Below are 18,862 nucleotides of genomic sequence, written 5' to 3' on the forward strand. Positions count from 1 at the left end.
TGGGCTGCAATCCGTCTTAGGCAGCGGGATACGCGGCATTCGCGGCGGCGACGGCCTCGAGGATGCGGGTGCCGACCTCACCGTTCTTGGCCTTGTAGTCCTCGAGCAGACCCGAGGCGGCCTCTTCCCACGCGACGCGCTGTTCGGGCGTGAAGCTGGTGATGGTCATGCCCTTGTCGCGCAGACTCTGTTCCTCGACCAAGCTGTCGGCCTTGGCCTGATCGCGCGAGGCCTTCATGGCGATCATCGCGGCGTCGTGCACGGCGGCCCGGGTATCCTCGGGCAGCCCGTCCCACCACATCTTCGAGGCCGAGGCCACAAAAGGCAGCCGGATCATCGCAGCATTGGTACCGTATTTCGACACTTCGAAAAGCTTGCGCCCAAGCACCGAGGACGGGCCGGTCAGCAAGCCGTCGATCGTGCCGCGCTGCATCGCCTGATAGACCTCTTGCGAGCTCATCGTCACCGGCGAGGCCCCCAAGTTGCGCAGCAGCTCCGTCGCATCCAGTCCGAAGGAGCGCATCTTGAGGCCCTGCATGTCGGCCGGCATGTTGACGGGGGAATTCGAATAGATCTCGACCGTGCCATAGGCCAGCCAGCTGAGCATCTGCTGGTCGTAGCGCGCCAGCGTCTCGGTGAAGGCGCCGGTCATCGCGGGGCTGTCCTCGGCGGCCCACTCGGCCTCCCAGGTCTGGTAGAGGAAGGGCATCGACCAGACGCGGATCACCTCGGCGTCCCTGCCGGCCATGAAGCCCAGGTTGATCTGGCCGATATGCGCGGCCCCCGTGGAGATCGCGTCGGGAAGCTGGGTGTCGTTGTAAAGCTGCCCGTCGGGGAAGGTCTGCGGCACAAGCTGCACCGAGGTCTCCATGGTCCGCTCGGAGATCTCGGCGGCGAGGGTCTCGAAATAGGTGCCCGTGGCGTGATGCGAGGGCAGGTTGTAGGCGATCTTGATCACCTGCTGGCTTTGGGCGCGCAGCGGCGTGGCGGCCATGCCCAGCGTTGCCGCCGAAAGCGCGAGAAACCCGCGCCGGCTTTGTCTGATGTTCATGATGTCTCCTCCCGGTCTGTCCCTCGTCCCGTCAGGGATCGTCCCGCGCCGGGGGACAGTTCGGCGCGGGGCGGATCGTGCTGTCAGTAGGATCGCGGCATGCCCAGAACGTGCTGGCCGAGATAGGCCAGGATCAGGTTCGAGGAAATCGGCGCGATCCGGTAAAGCCGCGTCTCGCGCCATTTGCGTTCGACATTGTATTCGCAGGCAAAGCCGAAACCGCCCAGGGTCTGCATGCAGGCCTCGCCGGCGCTCCAGGAGGCCTCGGACAAAAGCAGCTTGGCCATGTTCGCATCCTCGCCGCAGGGCGCGCCCGCATCGAAAAGCGCGCAGGCGCGGCGCAGGACCATCTCGCCTGCGCGCATGTCGGCATAGGCCCGCGCGATCGGGAACTGGATGCCCTGGTTCTGGCCGATCGGACGGCCGAAGACCTGCCGCTCGCTGGCATAGCGGCTGGCGGTCTCGATGAACCAGCGCGCATCGCCCAGGCATTCCGACGCCACCAGCGTGCGTTCGGCATTCATCCCGTCAAGGATGTAGCGAAAGCCCTTGCCCTCTTCGCCAATCAGGCTCGAGGCCGGGATGCGCAGGTTGTCGAAGTAAAGCTCGGTCGTGTTGTGGTTGACCATGGCCCGGATCGGGCGGATCTCGAGACCGTTGCCGACCGCCTCGCGCATGTCGACCAGAAAGACCGAAAGCCCGTCGGTCTTGCGCGCCACCTGATCGGCGGGCGTGGTGCGCGCCAGAAGCAGCATCAGGTCCGAGTAGCGCGCGCGCGAGGTCCAGACCTTCTGCCCGTTGACGACATATTCGTCACCCTCGCGCACCGCGCGGGTGCGCAGCTGCGTGGTGTCCGAGCCGGAGGTCGGCTCGGTCACGCCGAAGGCCTGCAGGCGCAGCGCGCCCGAGGCCACCTGCGGCAGATACTGGCGCTTCTGTGCCTCCGAACCATGGCGCAGAAGCGTGCCCATGATATACATCTGCGCGTGGCACGCCCCGGCATTGCAGCCCATCGAGTGGATTTCCTCAAGGATCACCGACGCCGCCCGCAGCGGCAGGCCGGCCCCGCCATATTCCTCGGGGATCAGGACGGCCAGAAAGCCGCTTTCGGTCAGCGCCTGCACGAATTCCGAAGGGTAGCTGTCGGTTTCCTCGAGCTTTTGCCAATAGGCACCGTCGAAAGGTGCACAGATCTTGCGCACCGCCTCGCGGATATCGGGATAGTCGTTGCCGATCTCGACCGAGATCGGGGCGTCGTCCTGAGCCATGTCTGTCATCCTGTTGCTTCCGTTTCGGCAATATGCGGCGCCGCCGCGCCCTGCCTTGGGTCGAACCCGATCCGTGCATGAAGCCGGGTTCGGAAATCTTCGGGAGTGGTATGACTGCCGATAGCCAGGCAATCGGCGATCTTGGCGGCGAACTGCGCCGGCTGCGCGGGGGCGTCGGGCGCCCCCGGATAGGACCGCACGCAGCTTTGCGCGACGCAGCGGTTGCCGCGCATGATCCGGATACGCACTTCGCCATGGTCGATCCCCACCGGAACCGGGCCGCGCAGCGGTTCCTCGACCGTCTCGACCCGCGCCATCAGCGCGCGGATCGCAGGGCGATGCACCGCCTCGGTGGTGAAATCGACCAAGGCCACCCGGCCCTGCACAAGCGCCGTCGCGACGCAATAGGCGGCGCAGAACTTCGCCTCGGCCCCGTCGCGCGGATCGGTGACATGCAGCGGGCGCATCCCGCCATAGGGCACCTCGACCACGATCCGTGCATCGGGCGAAAGCCCGCCGGTCAACTGCGCATGCAGATCCAGCGCCGCGCCGATCATCCGGTGCGTGAGGTAGCAACAGGGAAACAGCTTGCGCGAAACCGAACGCGTGTCGGGCACCACCGTGATCCGGCCGGGCTGCTGGCCCGGCGTTGGGCCACCGTAAAGATCGAGGAAGCCGCGCGGGCCGAACACGTCCTCGGCACCGGTCATGCCGGCCTCGGCCAGGCGCGCCGCGCGCACGGCCACCGCCGCCGCCTGCCCGGCCTGGACATGTTTCGCCATGGTGCCGAAATTGCGCTGCATCCCACCGGCCTGCGCCGCCGCAAGTGACAGCGCGTTGCGCGCCGCCCGCGCATCGAGCCCAAGCAAATGGGACAGCGCCGCCGCGGCCGAAAGCGGCCCGATCGTCGAGGTCGCGTGCCAACCTATGTCGTAATGCGAAAAGCCAAGCGCCTTGCCAAGCGCGATATTCACGCCCAACCCGACTGCATAGGCAGGCAGGACGCGGGGCACCAGATCGGGGTTCCGATCAGCCAGGGCCAGAAGCGCGGGCACCAGAACCACGCTGGGATGCGTGACCGAAACCAGATGCACATCGTCATAATCCAGCGCATGACCGGCAATGCCCATCGTCAGCGCCCAATGTTCCGGGTCGGCTCCCTGGTCCGCGGGGACAAGCGCGCCCGGCGCCCCACCATGGATACGCCGCACGATTCGGGCGGAGTCTTCGCTCCAACCGGCCGCAGTCACGGCCAGCGTATCCTCGAAGGACATTGCCGCCGCCTCGGCATCCGCGGCGCTCAGCCGGTGTTGCGCCTCGACCAGCGCGCCGATCTGTTCAACGAGATCCATTCACCCCCCAACGAACACTCCACGGCATCGCGCCGTACATTGTCCGGACTATTGCCAGCATCTCCAGCCTATTGTCCGGATAATTGCGATGTAAAACACCCCTTTGTCAATTTCAAATTTCGCCTTGCCAAAAATATGTCCGGATAATTACATTCACCGCATGAGTTCAACACGCCGCATCACCCCCCCGCTCTATCAAGAGCTACGCGAACGCCTTGCAAGAGAGCTGGCCGAAGGGATTTACCCTGTCGGCAGCCGCTTCCCGAGCGAGCAGGAACTCTGCGAGCGCCACAAGCTTGGGCGCCACACCGTGCGCGAAGCTCTGCGTGGGCTGCAAGAGGCAGGAATGCTGTCGCGCCACGCCGGGTCCGGAACGGTCGTCACCGCGATAAAACCTCCTAAAGCCTACAGTTACAGAATTGATTCTGTTGAAAACCTTACGGAATACGCTCGGCAGACGATGCTGCACAAACAACAAGAAGGCATCGTCGTCTTGCGCGACAAGCTGGCCCAAACCCTGGGCGCCCCGACTGGCAGCCGCTGGCTGCGCATCGCGGGGCTCCGCCAGGCGCAGAGTCAGGATCTGCCGATCGCTTGGACTGAAATCTATGTGGCAGAGCCCTATATCAGCATCCGCGAATCGATCAGCGACATCGACCGGGCGATCTATCAAAGATTGTCCGAACAATTTGACCTCCAGGTTTCCGAAGTCGAGCGCCACATCACCGCAGTGGCCATGCCAGGCGATCTGGCCGAGGCTCTGCGCTGCGAAGCCGACAGTCCGGCGCTGATGGAACGCCGCCGCTACTGGTCGCCCGAGAACGAGCTTTTCGAGATCTCGCTCTCGTTCCATCCGGGCAACCGCTTCTCGCAGACCATCCGGCTGAAACGCGAAAGCTGAGGGGATCCATGACCGAATATGAAACGCTCCACTACGACGAGATCTCCGATCATGTCGCGCAGATCACCCTGAACCGGCCTGCGGCGGCGAATGCGCTCAATACGCAGATGGGGCGCGATCTTCTGGCGCTGTTTTCCGGGCTGATCCTCGATGCCCGCGGGTTGCGCTGCCTGATCCTGACCGGCGCGGGGGATCGCGCCTTCTGCGCGGGCGGCGATCTGCGCGAACGCAACGGCATGTCCGATGCCGACTGGGCGCGCCAGCACGCGATCTTCGAGCAGGCCTTCTACGCGATCATGGACTGCCCCGTGCCGATCATCGCAGCGGTCAACGGCGCGGCCTATGGCGGGGGCACCGAGATGGCGCTTGCCTGCGATTTCATCCACGCCGCCGAGGGCGCGCGCTTTGCCCTGACCGAGCCGCGCCTTGGCATCATTCCGGGCGGCGGCGGCACGCAGACCCTGCCCCGCGCGGTGGGCCTGCGCCGCGCGAAAGAGCTGATCTTCTCGACCCGCCCGTTCAGCGCCGCCGAGGCCGAAAGCTGGGGCATGGTGAACCGCGTCTGGCCCGCGGAGAGGCTTATGCCCGGCGTGGCCGAGCTTGCCCGGACGATCGCGGCCAACGGCCCCATCGCCGTGCGGCAGGCCAAGCGCGCGATGACCATGGGCTTCGAGACCGACCTCAAGACCGGCCTCGCGCTGGAGATCGAGGCCTATAACCGCACCGTCCCCACCGCCGACCGGCGCGAAGGCGTGCTGGCCTTCAACGAAAAGCGCGCGCCGCACTTCAGCGGCACCTGAGGGGAAAGATGCGGCACCTTGTCATCACCGAAGTGGGCATGCGCGACGGCTTCCAGATGGAGCCGCGTTTCATCCCCACCGAAACCAAGATCGAGATCGGCCTTGGCCTGATCGGGGCCGGCCTCAGGCGGATCGAGGCCACCTCTTTCGTCTCGCCCAAGGCCGTGCCGCAGCTTTCCGATGCGGCAGAAGTCGTTTCCGCCCTGCGCGGGCGCGGTGCAACGCTCTCGGCACTCGTGCCCAACATGCGCGGGGCGGAGCGAGCCCTGGAGACCGGCGTGGACGAGCTGGTGATGTTCGTCTCGGCCTCGGAAACGCACAACATCCGCAACGTGAACCGCACCATCGCCGAGTCGCTCCGTTCCGTGGTTCCCGTGGCCGAGGCCGTCGAAAAGGCCGGGCGCATGCTGCGCGCGGCGGTCCCCACCGCATTCGGCTGCCCCTGGCAGGGCAATATCTCAAGCGACGAGGTTGCACGGGTGATCGAGGCTTTCGCGGCAATGGGCGTGCGCGCCGTCACGCTTGGCGACACGACGGGCATGGCGACGCCCCCGATCGTGCGCAGGCTTTGCGCCGACCTGGCCGAGCTTTTCCCCGAGATCGAACTGACGCTGCATTTCCACAACACGCGCGGCATCGGGCTGGTCAATGTCCAGGCCGGGATCGAGGCGGGGATTGCGCACTATGAATCTGCACTTGGCGGGATCGGTGGATGCCCCTTCGCGGTGGGCGCGACCGGCAATGTCTGCACCGAGGATCTGGCCTATCTGGCCGCCGAAAGCGGCTATGAAACCGGCATCGGCCTTCACGCGCTTATCGGCGTGGCAAAGCGCCTGCAAGAGGCTCTTGGATACAACTTGCCGGGTCAGGTGATGAAGGCCGGCCCCCGGCTTAACGCCGCCTAAGCCAACCCCGGAAACGCCCATGAAAAGCCGTCCTTCGGGGCGGCTTTTTCGATGGCACCGCGAAGGCAAATATCGGGGCGGCAGCTTTGCGACCGGGGCCCCTCTATCCGTAGAGGATTTTGCCAATACTGGTAGAAAATACGGAACAACCATCCAAAATTTTAAAAGAAACCGATGGCATTTAGTCATCATCGCCGCCACTCCGGTGCTAAGCAGGGCTCAGCACCCAGGAGGATGTCATGAGCACGACCGCACCGACAAGCACCGAGGATCTCAAGGCGATCGAGCAGCGCCTGCTGTGGCTTTCACACTGGATGATCCACAACGCCAACCATATCCGCCCCAAGGCCGACGGTATCAAAGTCGGCGGCCATCAGGCATCGTCGGCCTCGATGGTCTCGATCGTGACGGCGCTTTATTTCTCGGCGCTGCGCCCTGAGGACCGGGTGGCGGTCAAGCCCCATGCCTCGCCCGTCTTCCACGCAATGCACTATATGCTTGGCAATATCAGCCGCGAGAAGATGGAGAATTTCCGCGGCTATGGCGGCGTGCAATCCTATCCCAGCCGCACCAAAGACGTGGATGATGTGGATTTCTCCACCGGCTCGGTAGGCCTGGGGGTGGCGATCACGGCCTTTGCGGCGCTCATTCAGGATTACATCCAAGCCAAGGACTGGGGTGCAGGCACGCCGCAGGGGCGGATGGTCGCGCTGATGGGGGACGCCGAACTGGACGAAGGCAATATCCACGAATGCCTGCAAGAAGGCTGGAAACACGGGCTGCGCAATTGCTGGTGGATCGTGGACTACAACCGCCAATCGCTCGATGGTGTCGTGCAGGAAGGCCTCTGGAGCCGGATCGAGGGGCTCTTCACCGCCTTCGGCTGGGACGTGGTGCGGCTGAAATACGGTGCGCTGCAACGCGCGGCCTTTTCCGAGCCGGGCGGCGAGCGGCTGCGTGAATGGATCGACGCCTGCCCGAACGAACTTTACTCGGCGCTGACCTTCGAGGGCGGCGCCGTCTGGCGCGCCCGGCTGATGGAGGATCTGGGCGATCAGGGCGATGTCACCGCGCTGATCGAGCGGCGTAGCGATGACGATCTGGCCGCGCTGATGGAAAACCTTGGCGGCAACTGCGTCGAAACGCTGGCCGAGGCGTTCGCCACCATCGACCACGACCGCCCTGTCTGTTTCCTGGCCTATACCGTCAAGGGTTGGGGCACGCCGATCGCAGGGCACAAGGACAATCACGGCGGGCTGATGACCAAGGCGCAAATGGCCGACTGGCAGCGCCGGATGGGCGTGCCCGAGGGGCAGGAATGGGAGCCGATGGCTGGCGTTGCCAATCCGGCCGCACTCGGCCTTGCCCTGCGCACGGCCCCTTTCTTCGCCGCCGGTCCGCGCCGGATGCACGACGACCCTGTCGAGGTGCCTGCCATCACGATGGACAACGCACGCGAAATCTCGACCCAGCAGGCCTTCGGCAAGATCCTCGACGATCTGGCGCGGAGCGACAGCAAGCTGGCCGCGCGGATCGTCACCACCTCGCCCGACGTGACCGGGACCACAGGGCTTGGCCCCTGGGTGAACCGGCGCGGGCTGTTCGCACGCGAAGCCCGCAACGACACCTTCCGCGAGCGTCGCATCGCCTCCACCGCGAAATGGGACCATGCTCCCGAAGGCCAGCATATCGAGCTTGGCATCGCAGAGATGAACCTGTTCCTGCTGCTGGGGGCCGCAGGGCTTGCGCATTCACTTTTCGGGCGCAGGCTCATTCCGGTGGGCACGGTCTATGACCCCTTCGTCTGCCGCGGGCTCGATGCACTGAACTATGCCTGCTACCAGGACGCGCGCTTCCTGATAGCAGGCACGCCTTCGGGCATCACGCTGGCGCCCGAAGGCGGCGCGCATCAGTCGATCTCGACCCCGCTTATCGGCATGGCACAGGACGGGCTTGCCGCCTTCGAGCCAGCCTTTGTCGACGAGCTGGCGGTGATCATGGCATGGGCTTTCGACTATCTGCAGCGCGACGGCGAGGGCGACCCGGACGAGCGCACCTGGCTGCGCGACGAAACCGGCGGTTCGGTCTATTTGCGGCTTTCGACCAACCCGCTCGAACAGCCCGGCAAACGCCATAACGATGCTTTCCGCCGCGGCGCGATCGACGGCGCCTACTGGTTGCGTGAACCCGGTCCGAATTGCGAGGTGGTGATCGCCTATCAGGGCGTCGTCGCACCCGAAGCGATTGCCGCGGCAGGGATCGTCGCACAAGGGCGGCGCGATGTGGGTGTGCTGGCGGTGACTTCGGCCGACCGGTTGCATGCCGGCTGGAACGCCGCGCAGCGCGCCCGTGCGCGTGGCAATATGGGAGCGCTGTCGCAAGTGGAACGGCTGCTGTGCCCCCTACCCCGCGAATGCCGCCTTGTCACCGTGCTTGACGGCCATCCCGCGACACTGTCGTGGATAGGGGGCGTGGCGGGGCATCGCACGTTGCCGCTCGGGGTTGAGCATTTCGGGCAGACCGGTTCCATCGGCGATCTATACCGCCATTTCGGCATCGACCGGCAGACCATCGCCGAACGCGCTGTCGCGCTGACATCGGGTCGCCGCCCGGAAGAGTTGCGAGGCCTGGTGCGGGGCTAGCCTCCCCCCCCCCCCCGGCAAGACCGTTCAGATCAGGCGTGACTGCAGCCCCTTCACACGCCGGATCGGGATTGAGGATTCGAGTGCGGCAACACCGGACACCTTGGTCAGCCGCCCGGTCAGGAAGCGCTCGAACTCATTCAGCCCGGAAACCGCCACGCGCAGCAGATAGTCGCGGTTTCCGGTCATCAGCCAGCAATCGACCACCTCGGGGAATTGCGCGATGGCCTTTTCGAAACTGACCAGCCGGTCATCGACCTGCCGGTCGAGCTGCACCGAGACGAAGACGGTAAAGCCGAACCCCATCCGCCCTTCATCGATCAGCGCGGCATAGCCGGTGATATAGCCCTTTTCCTCAAGGATGCGCACACGGCGCGCACAAGGTGTGGGCGACAGGCCGACCCGTTCGCTCAGCTCCTGATGGGTGAGGCGTGCATCACGCTGCAATTCCGCAATAATCCTGCGATCCGTGGCGTCAATATCTTTGATCATGCGAATCCCCGCTGGTTTTCTTCAATATCCGGATATCCCGAAACAACCTCCACGACGAGCGCGATCCCGTCAAAAGCCCCTAACCAGACGGCCCACAAGGCATGCCACGACACCTGCAATGCAGCGAACGAGCGTAAAACAACGCTCCGGATCAATGTAAACGAAAGGTGGCGGAAGCGGTGGGATTCGAACCCACGGTGGAGTTTCCCCCACGCTGGTTTTCAAGACCAGAGCCTTAAACCACTCGGCCACGCTTCCTTGACACGGCTTCACGATCGGCGCTTTGCACCCGCTGGCCACGCTTATGTCATTCGCCTGGGGAACCGGCCTTCGCGGGATCCGGAGTACCATTCGCGATTGCTGCGCGATCTAGACCGGATCACGCGATTCTGAAAGCCCGATACGCGCTGAAAACCGCGCGCGGGGGCTTGGCGCACTTTTCTTGGCTTTGCGGAACCGCTAATGTTCGTGCGAAACGTCCGCAGTGGCAGGGCGGAGCCGCCTGGGCAGCGGCTTTTCGATCGCCGCTCTCGGACCAGGGCGACAGACGCGGGCAAATCCGCGCGGGAAGGGGCACTATGGCGAAGCAGGCAATGATCCGTTGGGTACTGGTATTGGGCATCGGCGCAACGCTGGCGGGATGCGAAGAGGGGCAGCAGCCCCTTGGCTTCCTGAAAAAGGCCGATGCGGACACCGGCACCGAGGCGGCGGCGCCGCGCGCCCAAGGCCGCACGGTCGAGCGCGATGTGGAGGCCCCCGAGGTCTTTTCGGCGGATGGAGAGGGGCTTTGGGATGGCCGGCCTTCGCTTGGCGGGGTCTGGGTCGCGCATCCCGATGTCAAGGATCCCGAGCGCGTCATCATCCGCAACACCGCGAACGGCAAATCCGTGATCGGGGCCCTGTTCCGGCGCGAACGCGATAACCCCGGCCCGAAACTTCAGGTCTCGTCCGACGCGGCGGCAACGCTGGGGATGCTGGCAGGTGCGCCGACCAGAATCTCGGTCGTTGCCCTGCGGCGCGAGGAAACCACGATCGAACCCGAAATCGCACCCGAACAAACCCCGAGCGAGGCCGCGGGCGCGATCGGCACCGAGAAGATCGAGGCGAAACCGCTCGACGAGATCACCAGCAACGCGGCCAATGCGATCGCAGCGGCAAGCGCCAAGCCCGCCGCGCCCCCGGCCGCGACCCCGCCTGCCGCGAAACCGCCGGCGCCGGCCGCGCCGACCAAACCTGCCGCGGGCTTCAAATCCTATGTCCAGATCGGCATCTTCAGCATGGAGGCGAACGCCAAACGCGCCGCCGACCAACTGGCCAAGGCCGGCATCGCCCAAAGCATCCGCAAGGAGGAAAGCCAGGGCAAGACCTTCTGGCGCGTCCTTGCCGGGCCCGCCGCATCGGCGGCCGAGCGCGATGCGATGACCACCAAAATCAAGGGCCTGGGCTACAACGACGCCTATGCCGTTTCGAACTGACCGGGAAGCCGACCGAACATGACCCTATTCCGTTTTGCCGCCGCCCTGCTGCTGACGATTCTGGGCGCCCTGCCCGGACAGGCCTTCGAAACCCGTGCGAGTGCCGCCTGGGTCTATGACGTGACGACCCGCACGGTGCTGCTGGAGAAAAGCGCCGACGTAGCACTGCCGCCGGCCTCGATGTCGAAGCTGATGACATTGAACATGCTGTTCGAGGCGTTGCGCGACGGCCGGGTAACGATGGACACGACCTTCTCGGTCTCGGCGCGAGCCAAGGCGATGGGCGGCTCGACCATGTTTCTGAACGAGCAGGACCGGCCGACCGTGGAGGAGCTGATCCACGGGATCATCATCAACTCGGGCAACGATGCGTGCGTGGTGGTGGCCGAGGGGCTTGCCGGTTCGGAAGATGCCTTTGCCAAACTGATGACCGAACGCGCACGCACGCTTGGCATGGAAAACTCGATCTTCGCCAATTCCTCGGGCTGGCCGCATCCGGGGCACCGTATGTCGATGGAGGATCTGGGGATCCTTTCGGTGCGCCTGATCACCGAGTTCCCGGAATATTACCCGCTCTTTTCCGAGACCAATTTCAACTACAAGGACCGGGCTCCGGCGAATGCGAACAACCGCAACCCGCTTCTGACCATGCGCGGCACGGACTGGAAGGCGGACGGATTGAAAACCGGACATACATCCGAAGCTGGCTACGGCCTTGTGGGTTCGGCCTTGCAGGGTGACCGCCGTATCGTCTTCGTCGTCACGGGACTGGAATCCGAGGCCGGGCGTGCGCAAGAGGCCGAGGGTATCGTCAACTGGGCCTTCCGGCAATTCGTCATGAAGACGGTCGCGCCCAAGGGCAAGCGCCTGGCCGAGGCGCCCGTCTGGCTTGGCGATGCGCCCGCCGTGGGGCTGGTCCCGGCAGAGGATGTCACCATGCTGATCCCCGCGCTTGCGCAGGAAGGGCTGAAGGCCGAGGCGGTCTTCGACGGCCCCCTTGAAGCGCCGATCACGGCCGGCACCCAGTATGGCGAGCTGGTGATCACCGCCCCCGGCATCGCAAACGCGCGGCATGTGCCGCTGGTGGCCGAAAGCGATGTGGCCGCGGGCGGTTTTCTGGTGCGCGTGAAGGCCGCCTTCTGGCGGCTGAGCGCGCGGGCGATCGACGCGGTGAACAGCTGAGCGCATGTTCATCACCTTCGAGGGCATTGACGGTTCGGGCAAATCCACGCAGGCGCGGATGCTGGCGGAAACGCTGCGCGCCGAGGGCCACGCGGTCGTTCTGACCCGCGAACCCGGCGGCAGCCCCGGCGCCGAGGAAATCCGCAAGCTGGTCCTTGAAGGCGATCCGGACCGCTGGTCGGCGGAAACCGAGATCCTGCTGTTCACCGCCGCCCGGCGCGACCATCTGGAGCGCACCATCGCCCCTGCGCTTGCCGCCGGAAAGACCGTGGTCTGCGACCGTTTCGCCGACAGCACGCGCATGTATCAGGGCCTGACGCGCGGGGATCTGCGCCGGACGGTCGATGCGCTGCACAGCCTGATGATCGGGCGCGAACCGGACCTGACCTTCCTGATCGACATCGACCCGGAGCTGGGCCTTGGCCGCGCGCTTGCCCGCAACGGCCACGAAGAGCGCTTCGAGGAATTCGGCCTCGACATGCAGGTGCGCATGCGCGGCGGTTTTCTGGCGCTTGCCGGGGAATTCGCCCCCCGCTTCCGCATCATCGACGGCGGACGCAGCCCCGAAGCGATTGCCGCCGATGTCGCCGCCATCGCCCGCGAGGCCCTGGGATGAGCGCGGCCGACCTTCCCGATCCCACGCAGATCGAGGGCGCGGCCCATCCGCGCGACACGCATCACCTTTTCGGGCAGGCCCGCGCCGAGGCGGATTTCCTCGAGGCCTTCACCACCGGGCGGCTGCATCACGGCTGGATGCTGACCGGACCGCGCGGCGTGGGCAAGGCGACGCTTGCCTGGCGCATCGCGCGGTTCCTGCTGACGCGCCCGCATGAGGATGACGGCGGCCTTTTCGGCGCGCCGCCCCCGCCCGCCAGCCTTGACAGCGACCCCGACCACCCCGTCGCGCGCCGCATCCATGCCCAGTCGGAGCCCGGCATCTTCCTGCTGAAGCGCGGTCCGAACGATCGTGAAACCGCGCTTTCGGCCGATATCCGCGTGGACGACGTGCGCCGGCTGAAAAGCTTTCTGCACCTGTCCTCGGCCGAAGGCGGGCGGCGCGTGGTGATCGTCGATGCCGCGGACGAGATGAACACGGCTGCCGCCAATGCGCTGCTGAAGCTACTGGAAGAGCCGCCCCATGGCGTGACCTTCCTTCTTGTCGCGCATCAGCCCGCGCGGCTTTTGCCCACTATCCGCTCGCGCTGCCGCGAATTGCGCCTGGCCACGCTGTCGGCCGGCGACATGGCCGCCGCCCTTGCCCAGGCCGAGGTCGAGACCGACACCCCCGAGGCGCTTGCCGCCCTTGCCGGCGGTTCGGTCGGAGAGGCGATCCGGCTGACCAATCTCGACGGGTTGCAGAATTACGCGCGCCTCGTCGCGCTGATGGGCACCCTGCCCCGACTGGACCGGATCAAGGCCCTGTCGCTGGCCGACAGCGTCACCGGCAAGGGCAACGAGGCGCGCTTCGACCTGATGCTGGGGCTGGCCGACCTGTTCCTGTCGCGCCTGGCCAAGGCCGGGGTCGCCGGCCCTCCCGCCCCCGAAGCCGCCACCGGCGAAGCCGCCCTGCTGGCCCGCCTGGCCCCCGACAGCGGCGCGGCGCTGAAATGGGCGGCGTTGCAGCAATCGCTTGGCGCGCGGGCCCGGCATGGACGGGCGGTCAACCTTGACCCCGCCGCGCTGGTCATGGATATGGTTCTGGAGATAACGGCGGCCGCTGCTGCCTGAGCGACAAGGACCGGCAGATGCCCACCACTCAGCCCAGCATCGTAGACAGCCACTGCCATCTTGACTTTCCCGATTTCGCCGACGACCTGCCCGGTGTCGTGCAGCGCGCGCGCGATGCGGGCGTGACGCGCATGGTCACGATCTGCACCCGCCTGCGCAACGAACCGCAGGTGCGCGCCATTGCCGAGCGCTTCGAGGGCGTCTTCTACGCCGCCGGAACCCACCCGATGAGCGCGGCCGAAGAACCGATGGCCACGGTGGATGCGCTTGTCGACCTGTCCCGGCATCCCAAATTCGTCGGCATCGGGGAAACCGGGCTCGATTATCACTACACCGCCGACAGCGCCGAGGTGCAGAAGACCTCGTTGCGCATTCACATCGCGGCGGCACAGGAAACCGGCCTGCCGCTGATCATCCATGCCCGCGCGGCCGATGACGACATGGCCGCGATCCTGCGCGAGGGCTATCGCGCGCGGCCCTATAGCTGCGTGATGCACTGCTTCTCGTCCTCGCCGGAGCTGGCCCGCGCGGCGCTGGATCTGGGGTTCTACCTGTCGATGTCGGGCATTGCAGCCTTTCCCAAAAGCCAGGAAATCCGCGACATCTTTGCCGCCGCCCCGCTTGAGCGGGTGCTGGTCGAAACCGACGCGCCCTATCTTGCCCCGCCGCCATTCCGCGGCAAGCGCAACGAACCCGCCTATACCGCCCATACCGCCCGCCGGGGGGCCGAGGTCTTCGGCCTTAGCTACGCGGATTTCGCGGCCGCCACCTCCGCCAATTTCGACCGGCTCTTTTCCAAGGCCAGTATCGGGGTGCAGGCATGAGCACGCTGCGCTTCACCATCCTCGGCTGCGGCTCGTCGGGCGGCGTGCCGCGCATCGGCGGCCACTGGGGCGAGTGCGATCCGCAAAACCCCCGGAACCGGCGCACGCGCTGCTCGATGCTGGTCGAGCGTGTGGGCGAGGCGGGCACGACCCGCGTGCTGATCGACACCTCGCCCGACATGCGCGAACAGCTGTTGCGCACGGGGGTCGGCACGCTGGACGCCGTGGTCTTCACCCACAGCCATGCCGATCATGTCCACGGGCTTGACGACCTGCGGCAGGTCACCTTCAACATGCGCAAGCGCCTGCCCGTCTGGGCCGACAGCGACACGCAAGAGGCGCTGCTTGGCCGCTTCGGCTATGCCTTCGTGCAGCCGCCGGATTCGAACTATCCCCCGATCTGCGACCTGCGCGCCATCCATGACTGCTTCGAGGTGGCGGGCGCCGGCGGCGCGATCGCGTTCCAACCCTTCCGGGTCGAGCATGGCAATATCGACGCGCTTGGCTTTCGCATCGGGGATCTGGCCTATCTGCCCGATGTCTCGGCCATCCCCGAACCCGCCTGGGCGCATCTGGCGGGGCTGAAGGTCTGGGTGCTGGACGCGCTGCGCCGCACCCCGCACCCGACCCATGCGCATCTGGCGCTGTCGCTGGAATGGATCGCCCGCGCCGCCCCGGTCGAGGCGGTGCTGACCAACATGCATATCGATCTGGACCATGATGTGGTGATGGCCGAAACGCCCGCCCATATCCGCCCCGCCCATGACGGGATGGTGCTGGAGCTTCCCGAATCATGAGCCGCGCGCCCGCGAAGGCCCGCCGCCCATGACCGCCCTGATCGACGTGATCCTGCCCGTCTTCATCGTGATCGGCTTTGGCTACCTGGTGACATGGCGCGGTATGCTGAGCGAGTCCGCAATCGACGGCGTGATGCGATTTGCGCAGAATTTCGCGGTGCCCGTGCTTCTGGCGCGCTCGATCGGGCGGCTGGATCTGGGAGCAAGCTACGATCCGGGGCTGATGCTCAGCTTCTATTCCGGCGCGCTGACCAGCTTCGTGATCGGCATTGCCGCCGCGCGCCGGCTCTTTGGACGGAGCGGCCCGGATTGTGTGGCCATCGGATTCGCCTGCATGTTCTCGAACTCGCTCCTGCTTGGTGTTCCGATCACCGAGCGCGCCTATGGCGCGGATGCGCTTGCCGGAAACTTCGCGATCATCTCGATCCACTCGCCCCTGCTCTATACGGTGGGGATCGTGGCGATGGAGGCCGTCCGGTCCCATGGCAGCGGCGCGGGGCTGGGACGTGTCGGACTGAACGCGCTGGTCGGAGTTTTGCGGACGCCGCTGGTGATCGGCATCATGGCCGGCTTTGCGATCCAGCTGTTTCAGCTGACGGCCGGGCGCGACCTGCCCGTCCCGGTCTGGGCGGCGATGGACATGATGGCAACTGCCGCCCTTCCCACCGCGCTCTTCGGCCTTGGCGGCGTCCTGTTCCGCTACCGCCCCGAAGGCGACATGAAGGCGATCGCGATGGTCTCGGGACTGTCGCTTCTTGTCCACCCGGCCATCGCGTACGGGATGGGCCGCTGGGTCTTTGACCTCGACACCGCCCTGCTGCGCTCGGCCGTGCTGACAGCCGCCATGGCGCCCGGTGTCAACGCCTATCTCTTTGCCAATATATATAGCGTGGCGAAGCGCGTCGCGGCCTCAAGCGTTCTGCTGGCAACGGCAGGTTCCATCCTGACGGTCTGGGTCTGGATCGCAATCCTGCCATGAGAAAAGGGGGCGCCGCCCCCTCGGCGCTGCCGCGCCTCACCCTCGGGATATTTCCGCTCTGAAGAAACCGCACGCCGCCCTCTTCTTCAGAGCGCAAATATCCCTGGGGGGTGAATTTGCGCAAGCAAAGAGGGGGGCGAGCAGCCCCCCCTTTCCTGTTACACGTCACAATGTGTAGCGCCCGGCTCAGCGCGGGGTCACGCCCCGCAACCGCTCCGAACGCCGCCGCAGCAGCTCGACCGTCGTCAGAAGCGCGATCGAGATGATCACGAGGATCGTCGCGACCGCAAGGATGGCGGGGCTGATCTGTTCGCGGATACCGTTCCACATCTGGCGCGGAATGGTCTGTTGCGTATGGTCTGCCACGAAGAGAACCACCACCACCTCGTCGAAGGAGGTCACGAAGGCGAACAGGGCGCCCGAGATCACCCCTGGCAGGATCAGCGGCATCACGACGCGGAAGAAGGTCGTGCGCGGATTGGCCCCGAGATTGGCCGCCGCGCGGATCAACGACTGATCAAAACCGATCAGCGTGGCTGTCACCGTGATGATCACGAAGGGAATGCCCAGGGTGGCATGGGCCAGGATGATCCCCGGATAGGAGTTTGCCAGCCCGGTCTTCGAATAGAAGAAGAACAGCCCCGTAGCCGTGATGATGATCGGCACGATCATGGGCGAGATCAGGATCGCCATGATCGCCCGACGGAAGGGCATTTCCGGACGCGCAAGTCCAAGGGCCGCCAGCGTGCCCAGCACCGTTGCCACCAGGGTCGAGAAGAACCCGATGATGACCGAGTTCTTGGCGACATGCATCCATTGCGCATTGTGCCAGAAATCCGACCACCAATGGCCATTGCGCGGCGCCTCGGGGTTCTGCATGCCGAAGGTCATCAGGCTGTCATACCAGCGCATGCTGTAGCCTTCAGGGTCGAAGCTGAGCATCTTCTCGGTGAAGGTGAAGTAAGGCTCTGCGTTGAACGACAGCGGCATGATGATCAGGATCGGCGAGATCAGGAACAGGAAGATCAGCGTGCAGATCGCCAGGTAGCAGTAGTGCCAGGTCTTTTCGAGCGGGCTTGCATAGGCTGGAAGCGCCATTGTCTCTCTCTCGGTCTTGCCGGAGGGCGACGTGCCGCTCCGGTCGTTCCAGTCATGTGAAGCCGGATCAGCCCAGCTTCATCTTGTCGATCCCCACCAGCCGGTCATAAAGCCAGTAGAGCAGCAGGATCCCGCCCAGAAGCAGCCCCGCAAGGGCGGCGGCCAGCGACCAGTTGAGGGATTTCTGCATGTGGAAGGCGATCAGGTTCGAGATCAGCTGACCGTCGGCGCCGCCGACCAGAGCGGGCGTGATGTAGTAGCCGACAGCAAGGATGAAGACGAGAAGCGCCCCGGCGGCAATACCCGGAAGGGTCTGCGGCAGATAGACCCTGCGAAACGCGGTCCAGCTTGAGGCACCAAGGCTGCGGGCCGCACGCACATAGCTGGGCGGGATGGTCCGCATCACCGAATAGAGCGGCAGAACCATGAACGGCAACAGGATATGCGTCATCGCGATGATCGTGCCGGCCTGATTGTAGATCATGGCGATCCGGCCCTGATCGTCGATGATACCCAAGGCAACCAGCGCCGAGTTGATCACGCCCTGCTGTTGCAGCAGCACGATCCATGCGGTCGAACGTACCAGAAGCGATGTCCAGAACGGCAGCAGCACGAGGATCATCAGGATATTCGACTTGGCCAGCGGCAGGGTTGCCAGCAAATGCGCGATCGGGAAGGCCAGCAGCATGCAGAGCACGGTAATCAGCCCCGAAAGCATGAGCGTGCGGCCGAACAGCTTCTTGTAAACCCTCTGGCGTTCCTCGACCTGCACGATCTTGCCCGCCTCGTCGCGGGTCATGTCCAGCGCGGCCAGATAGAAATCCGGCGTGAAGGCCGAGGAGGCCGAGCGCATCGCCCGCCAGATCATCGGATCGCCCCAATCCTCATTCAGCGCAAGGATCGCCTCGCGGTAGGGAGGGGCAAGATCGTCGGCGCGGCGCGCGGCGGCGGTGAACAGCGAGCGGGTGCCGGCAACGTCATAGTTGATCCGCGTTCCGGCGGCACCGGCGGTCCGTTCCTCTCTCATCAGCTTGAGGTCGGCCGCGAGCGCTGCGAAAGCCGCCTCGTCCGGCACGGTGCCTTGCGGATTCGCACCGAACCATTCGTCAAGTGCGGGGGCCGCGTCGGAAAATGTCGGGTTGTAGATCGACTGGAACAGCATCTGTCCGATCGGGATCACGAAGGTGATCACGACGAACAGGAAAAGCGGAGCCACCAGCATCAGGGCCTTGCGCTTGGCGCGCGCCTGGGATGCGGCAAGCGCCGCCTTGAGCGGTTTGCCATCGGCCGTAGTCAGCGAAGCGGTTGCGTCGGTCATGCGATGTCCCGTCGTGAAGATCTGGTCGTCAGGCCGGGCTTGCGCGCCGG

The 18,862-nt window shown here is 65.4% G+C and carries 17 protein-coding genes and 1 tRNA gene; 11 read left to right on the top strand and 7 right to left on the bottom strand.

All coding sequences use genetic code 11. The features are described from left to right. Positions 1-16 precede the first annotated feature (16 nt). The 3 genes from AC4PTO_RS12110 to AC4PTO_RS12120 form a co-directional block, all read right to left on the bottom strand. On the bottom strand, positions 17-1,051 hold the full coding sequence (locus tag AC4PTO_RS12110) for a TRAP transporter substrate-binding protein (RefSeq protein WP_492728797.1): 1,035 nt from the start codon (positions 1,049-1,051) through the stop codon (positions 17-19). 83 nt (positions 1,052-1,134) lie between these two features. Further along, on the bottom strand, positions 1,135-2,319 hold the full coding sequence (locus tag AC4PTO_RS12115; RefSeq protein ID WP_492728799.1) for an acyl-CoA dehydrogenase family protein: 1,185 nt from the start codon (positions 2,317-2,319) through the stop codon (positions 1,135-1,137). 5 nt (positions 2,320-2,324) lie between these two features. Then, entirely contained in the window at positions 2,325-3,671 is a 1,347-nt protein-coding gene (locus AC4PTO_RS12120; RefSeq protein ID WP_492728801.1) for an MmgE/PrpD family protein, read from the bottom strand. A gap of 160 nt (positions 3,672-3,831) precedes the next feature. Here AC4PTO_RS12120 and AC4PTO_RS12125 point away from each other — a divergent pair, with 160 nt between their 5' ends. The 4 genes from AC4PTO_RS12125 (at position 3,832) to AC4PTO_RS12140 (ending at position 8,919) form a co-directional block, all read left to right on the top strand. After that, complete coding sequence (locus AC4PTO_RS12125; RefSeq protein WP_492728803.1) at positions 3,832-4,572, top strand: GntR family transcriptional regulator; 741 nt, start codon at positions 3,832-3,834, stop codon at positions 4,570-4,572. Positions 4,573-4,580: 8 nt separating this feature from the next. Beyond that, positions 4,581-5,372: an enoyl-CoA hydratase-related protein gene (locus tag AC4PTO_RS12130; protein WP_492728804.1), complete on the top strand. Its 792-nt coding sequence runs from the start codon at positions 4,581-4,583 to the stop codon at positions 5,370-5,372. Positions 5,373-5,380: 8 nt separating this feature from the next. Continuing rightward, complete coding sequence (locus tag AC4PTO_RS12135; RefSeq protein WP_492728806.1) at positions 5,381-6,277, top strand: hydroxymethylglutaryl-CoA lyase; 897 nt, start codon at positions 5,381-5,383, stop codon at positions 6,275-6,277. Positions 6,278-6,516: 239 nt separating this feature from the next. Further along, a complete protein-coding gene (locus tag AC4PTO_RS12140) occupies positions 6,517-8,919 on the top strand; it encodes a thiamine pyrophosphate-binding protein (RefSeq protein ID WP_492728808.1) in 2,403 nt (800 codons plus the stop codon). Between the two features lie 27 nt (positions 8,920-8,946). Here the strand turns inward: AC4PTO_RS12140 and AC4PTO_RS12145 are convergent, their stop codons facing one another. Both AC4PTO_RS12145 and AC4PTO_RS12150 read right to left on the bottom strand, forming a co-directional pair. Beyond that, the gene (locus AC4PTO_RS12145) at positions 8,947-9,411 is read right to left on the bottom strand and encodes an Lrp/AsnC family transcriptional regulator (protein WP_492728810.1); all 465 of its coding nucleotides are present in this window, start codon (positions 9,409-9,411) and stop codon (positions 8,947-8,949) included. 168 nt (positions 9,412-9,579) lie between these two features. Continuing rightward, positions 9,580-9,669 (bottom strand) — tRNA-Ser (locus AC4PTO_RS12150). A gap of 335 nt (positions 9,670-10,004) precedes the next feature. On the opposite strand from AC4PTO_RS12150, the gene AC4PTO_RS12155 reads away from it, so the two are divergent. From AC4PTO_RS12155 to AC4PTO_RS12185, 7 genes are read left to right on the top strand one after another with little or no spacing between them, the layout of a single operon-like run. After that, a complete protein-coding gene (locus AC4PTO_RS12155) occupies positions 10,005-10,886 on the top strand; it encodes an SPOR domain-containing protein (protein ID WP_492728812.1) in 882 nt (293 codons plus the stop codon). 18 nt (positions 10,887-10,904) lie between these two features. Continuing rightward, positions 10,905-12,068: a D-alanyl-D-alanine carboxypeptidase family protein gene (locus tag AC4PTO_RS12160; RefSeq protein WP_492728813.1), complete on the top strand. Its 1,164-nt coding sequence runs from the start codon at positions 10,905-10,907 to the stop codon at positions 12,066-12,068. Between the two features lie 4 nt (positions 12,069-12,072). Beyond that, a complete protein-coding gene (gene tmk, locus AC4PTO_RS12165) occupies positions 12,073-12,684 on the top strand; it encodes a dTMP kinase (protein WP_492728815.1) in 612 nt (203 codons plus the stop codon). Then, on the top strand, positions 12,681-13,796 hold the full coding sequence (locus AC4PTO_RS12170) for a DNA polymerase III subunit delta' (protein ID WP_492728817.1): 1,116 nt from the start codon (positions 12,681-12,683) through the stop codon (positions 13,794-13,796). Before tmk ends, AC4PTO_RS12170 begins: the two co-directional genes overlap by 4 nt. A 17-nt stretch (positions 13,797-13,813) precedes the next feature. Further along, positions 13,814-14,620 carry a TatD family hydrolase gene (locus tag AC4PTO_RS12175; protein WP_492728819.1) on the top strand — a complete coding sequence of 269 codons (807 nt, stop codon included), beginning with the start codon at positions 13,814-13,816 and terminating at the stop codon, positions 14,618-14,620. Continuing rightward, positions 14,617-15,417, top strand: coding sequence for an MBL fold metallo-hydrolase (locus tag AC4PTO_RS12180; protein WP_492728821.1), 801 nt, complete (start codon positions 14,617-14,619; stop codon positions 15,415-15,417). The genes AC4PTO_RS12175 and AC4PTO_RS12180 overlap by 4 nt, the downstream gene beginning before the upstream one ends. Positions 15,418-15,445: 28 nt before the next feature. Next, entirely contained in the window at positions 15,446-16,396 is a 951-nt protein-coding gene (locus AC4PTO_RS12185; RefSeq protein ID WP_492728823.1) for an AEC family transporter, read from the top strand. Positions 16,397-16,582: 186 nt separating this feature from the next. Here the strand turns inward: AC4PTO_RS12185 and AC4PTO_RS12190 are convergent, their stop codons facing one another. Next, positions 16,583-17,494: an ABC transporter permease gene (locus tag AC4PTO_RS12190; RefSeq protein WP_492728825.1), complete on the bottom strand. Its 912-nt coding sequence runs from the start codon at positions 17,492-17,494 to the stop codon at positions 16,583-16,585. Positions 17,495-17,561: 67 nt separating this feature from the next. Then, positions 17,562-18,812: an ABC transporter permease gene (locus AC4PTO_RS12195; protein WP_492728827.1), complete on the bottom strand. Its 1,251-nt coding sequence runs from the start codon at positions 18,810-18,812 to the stop codon at positions 17,562-17,564. Positions 18,813-18,862 lie beyond the last annotated feature (50 nt).

The sequence above is a fragment of the Rhodobacter maritimus genome, assembly GCF_058747975.1.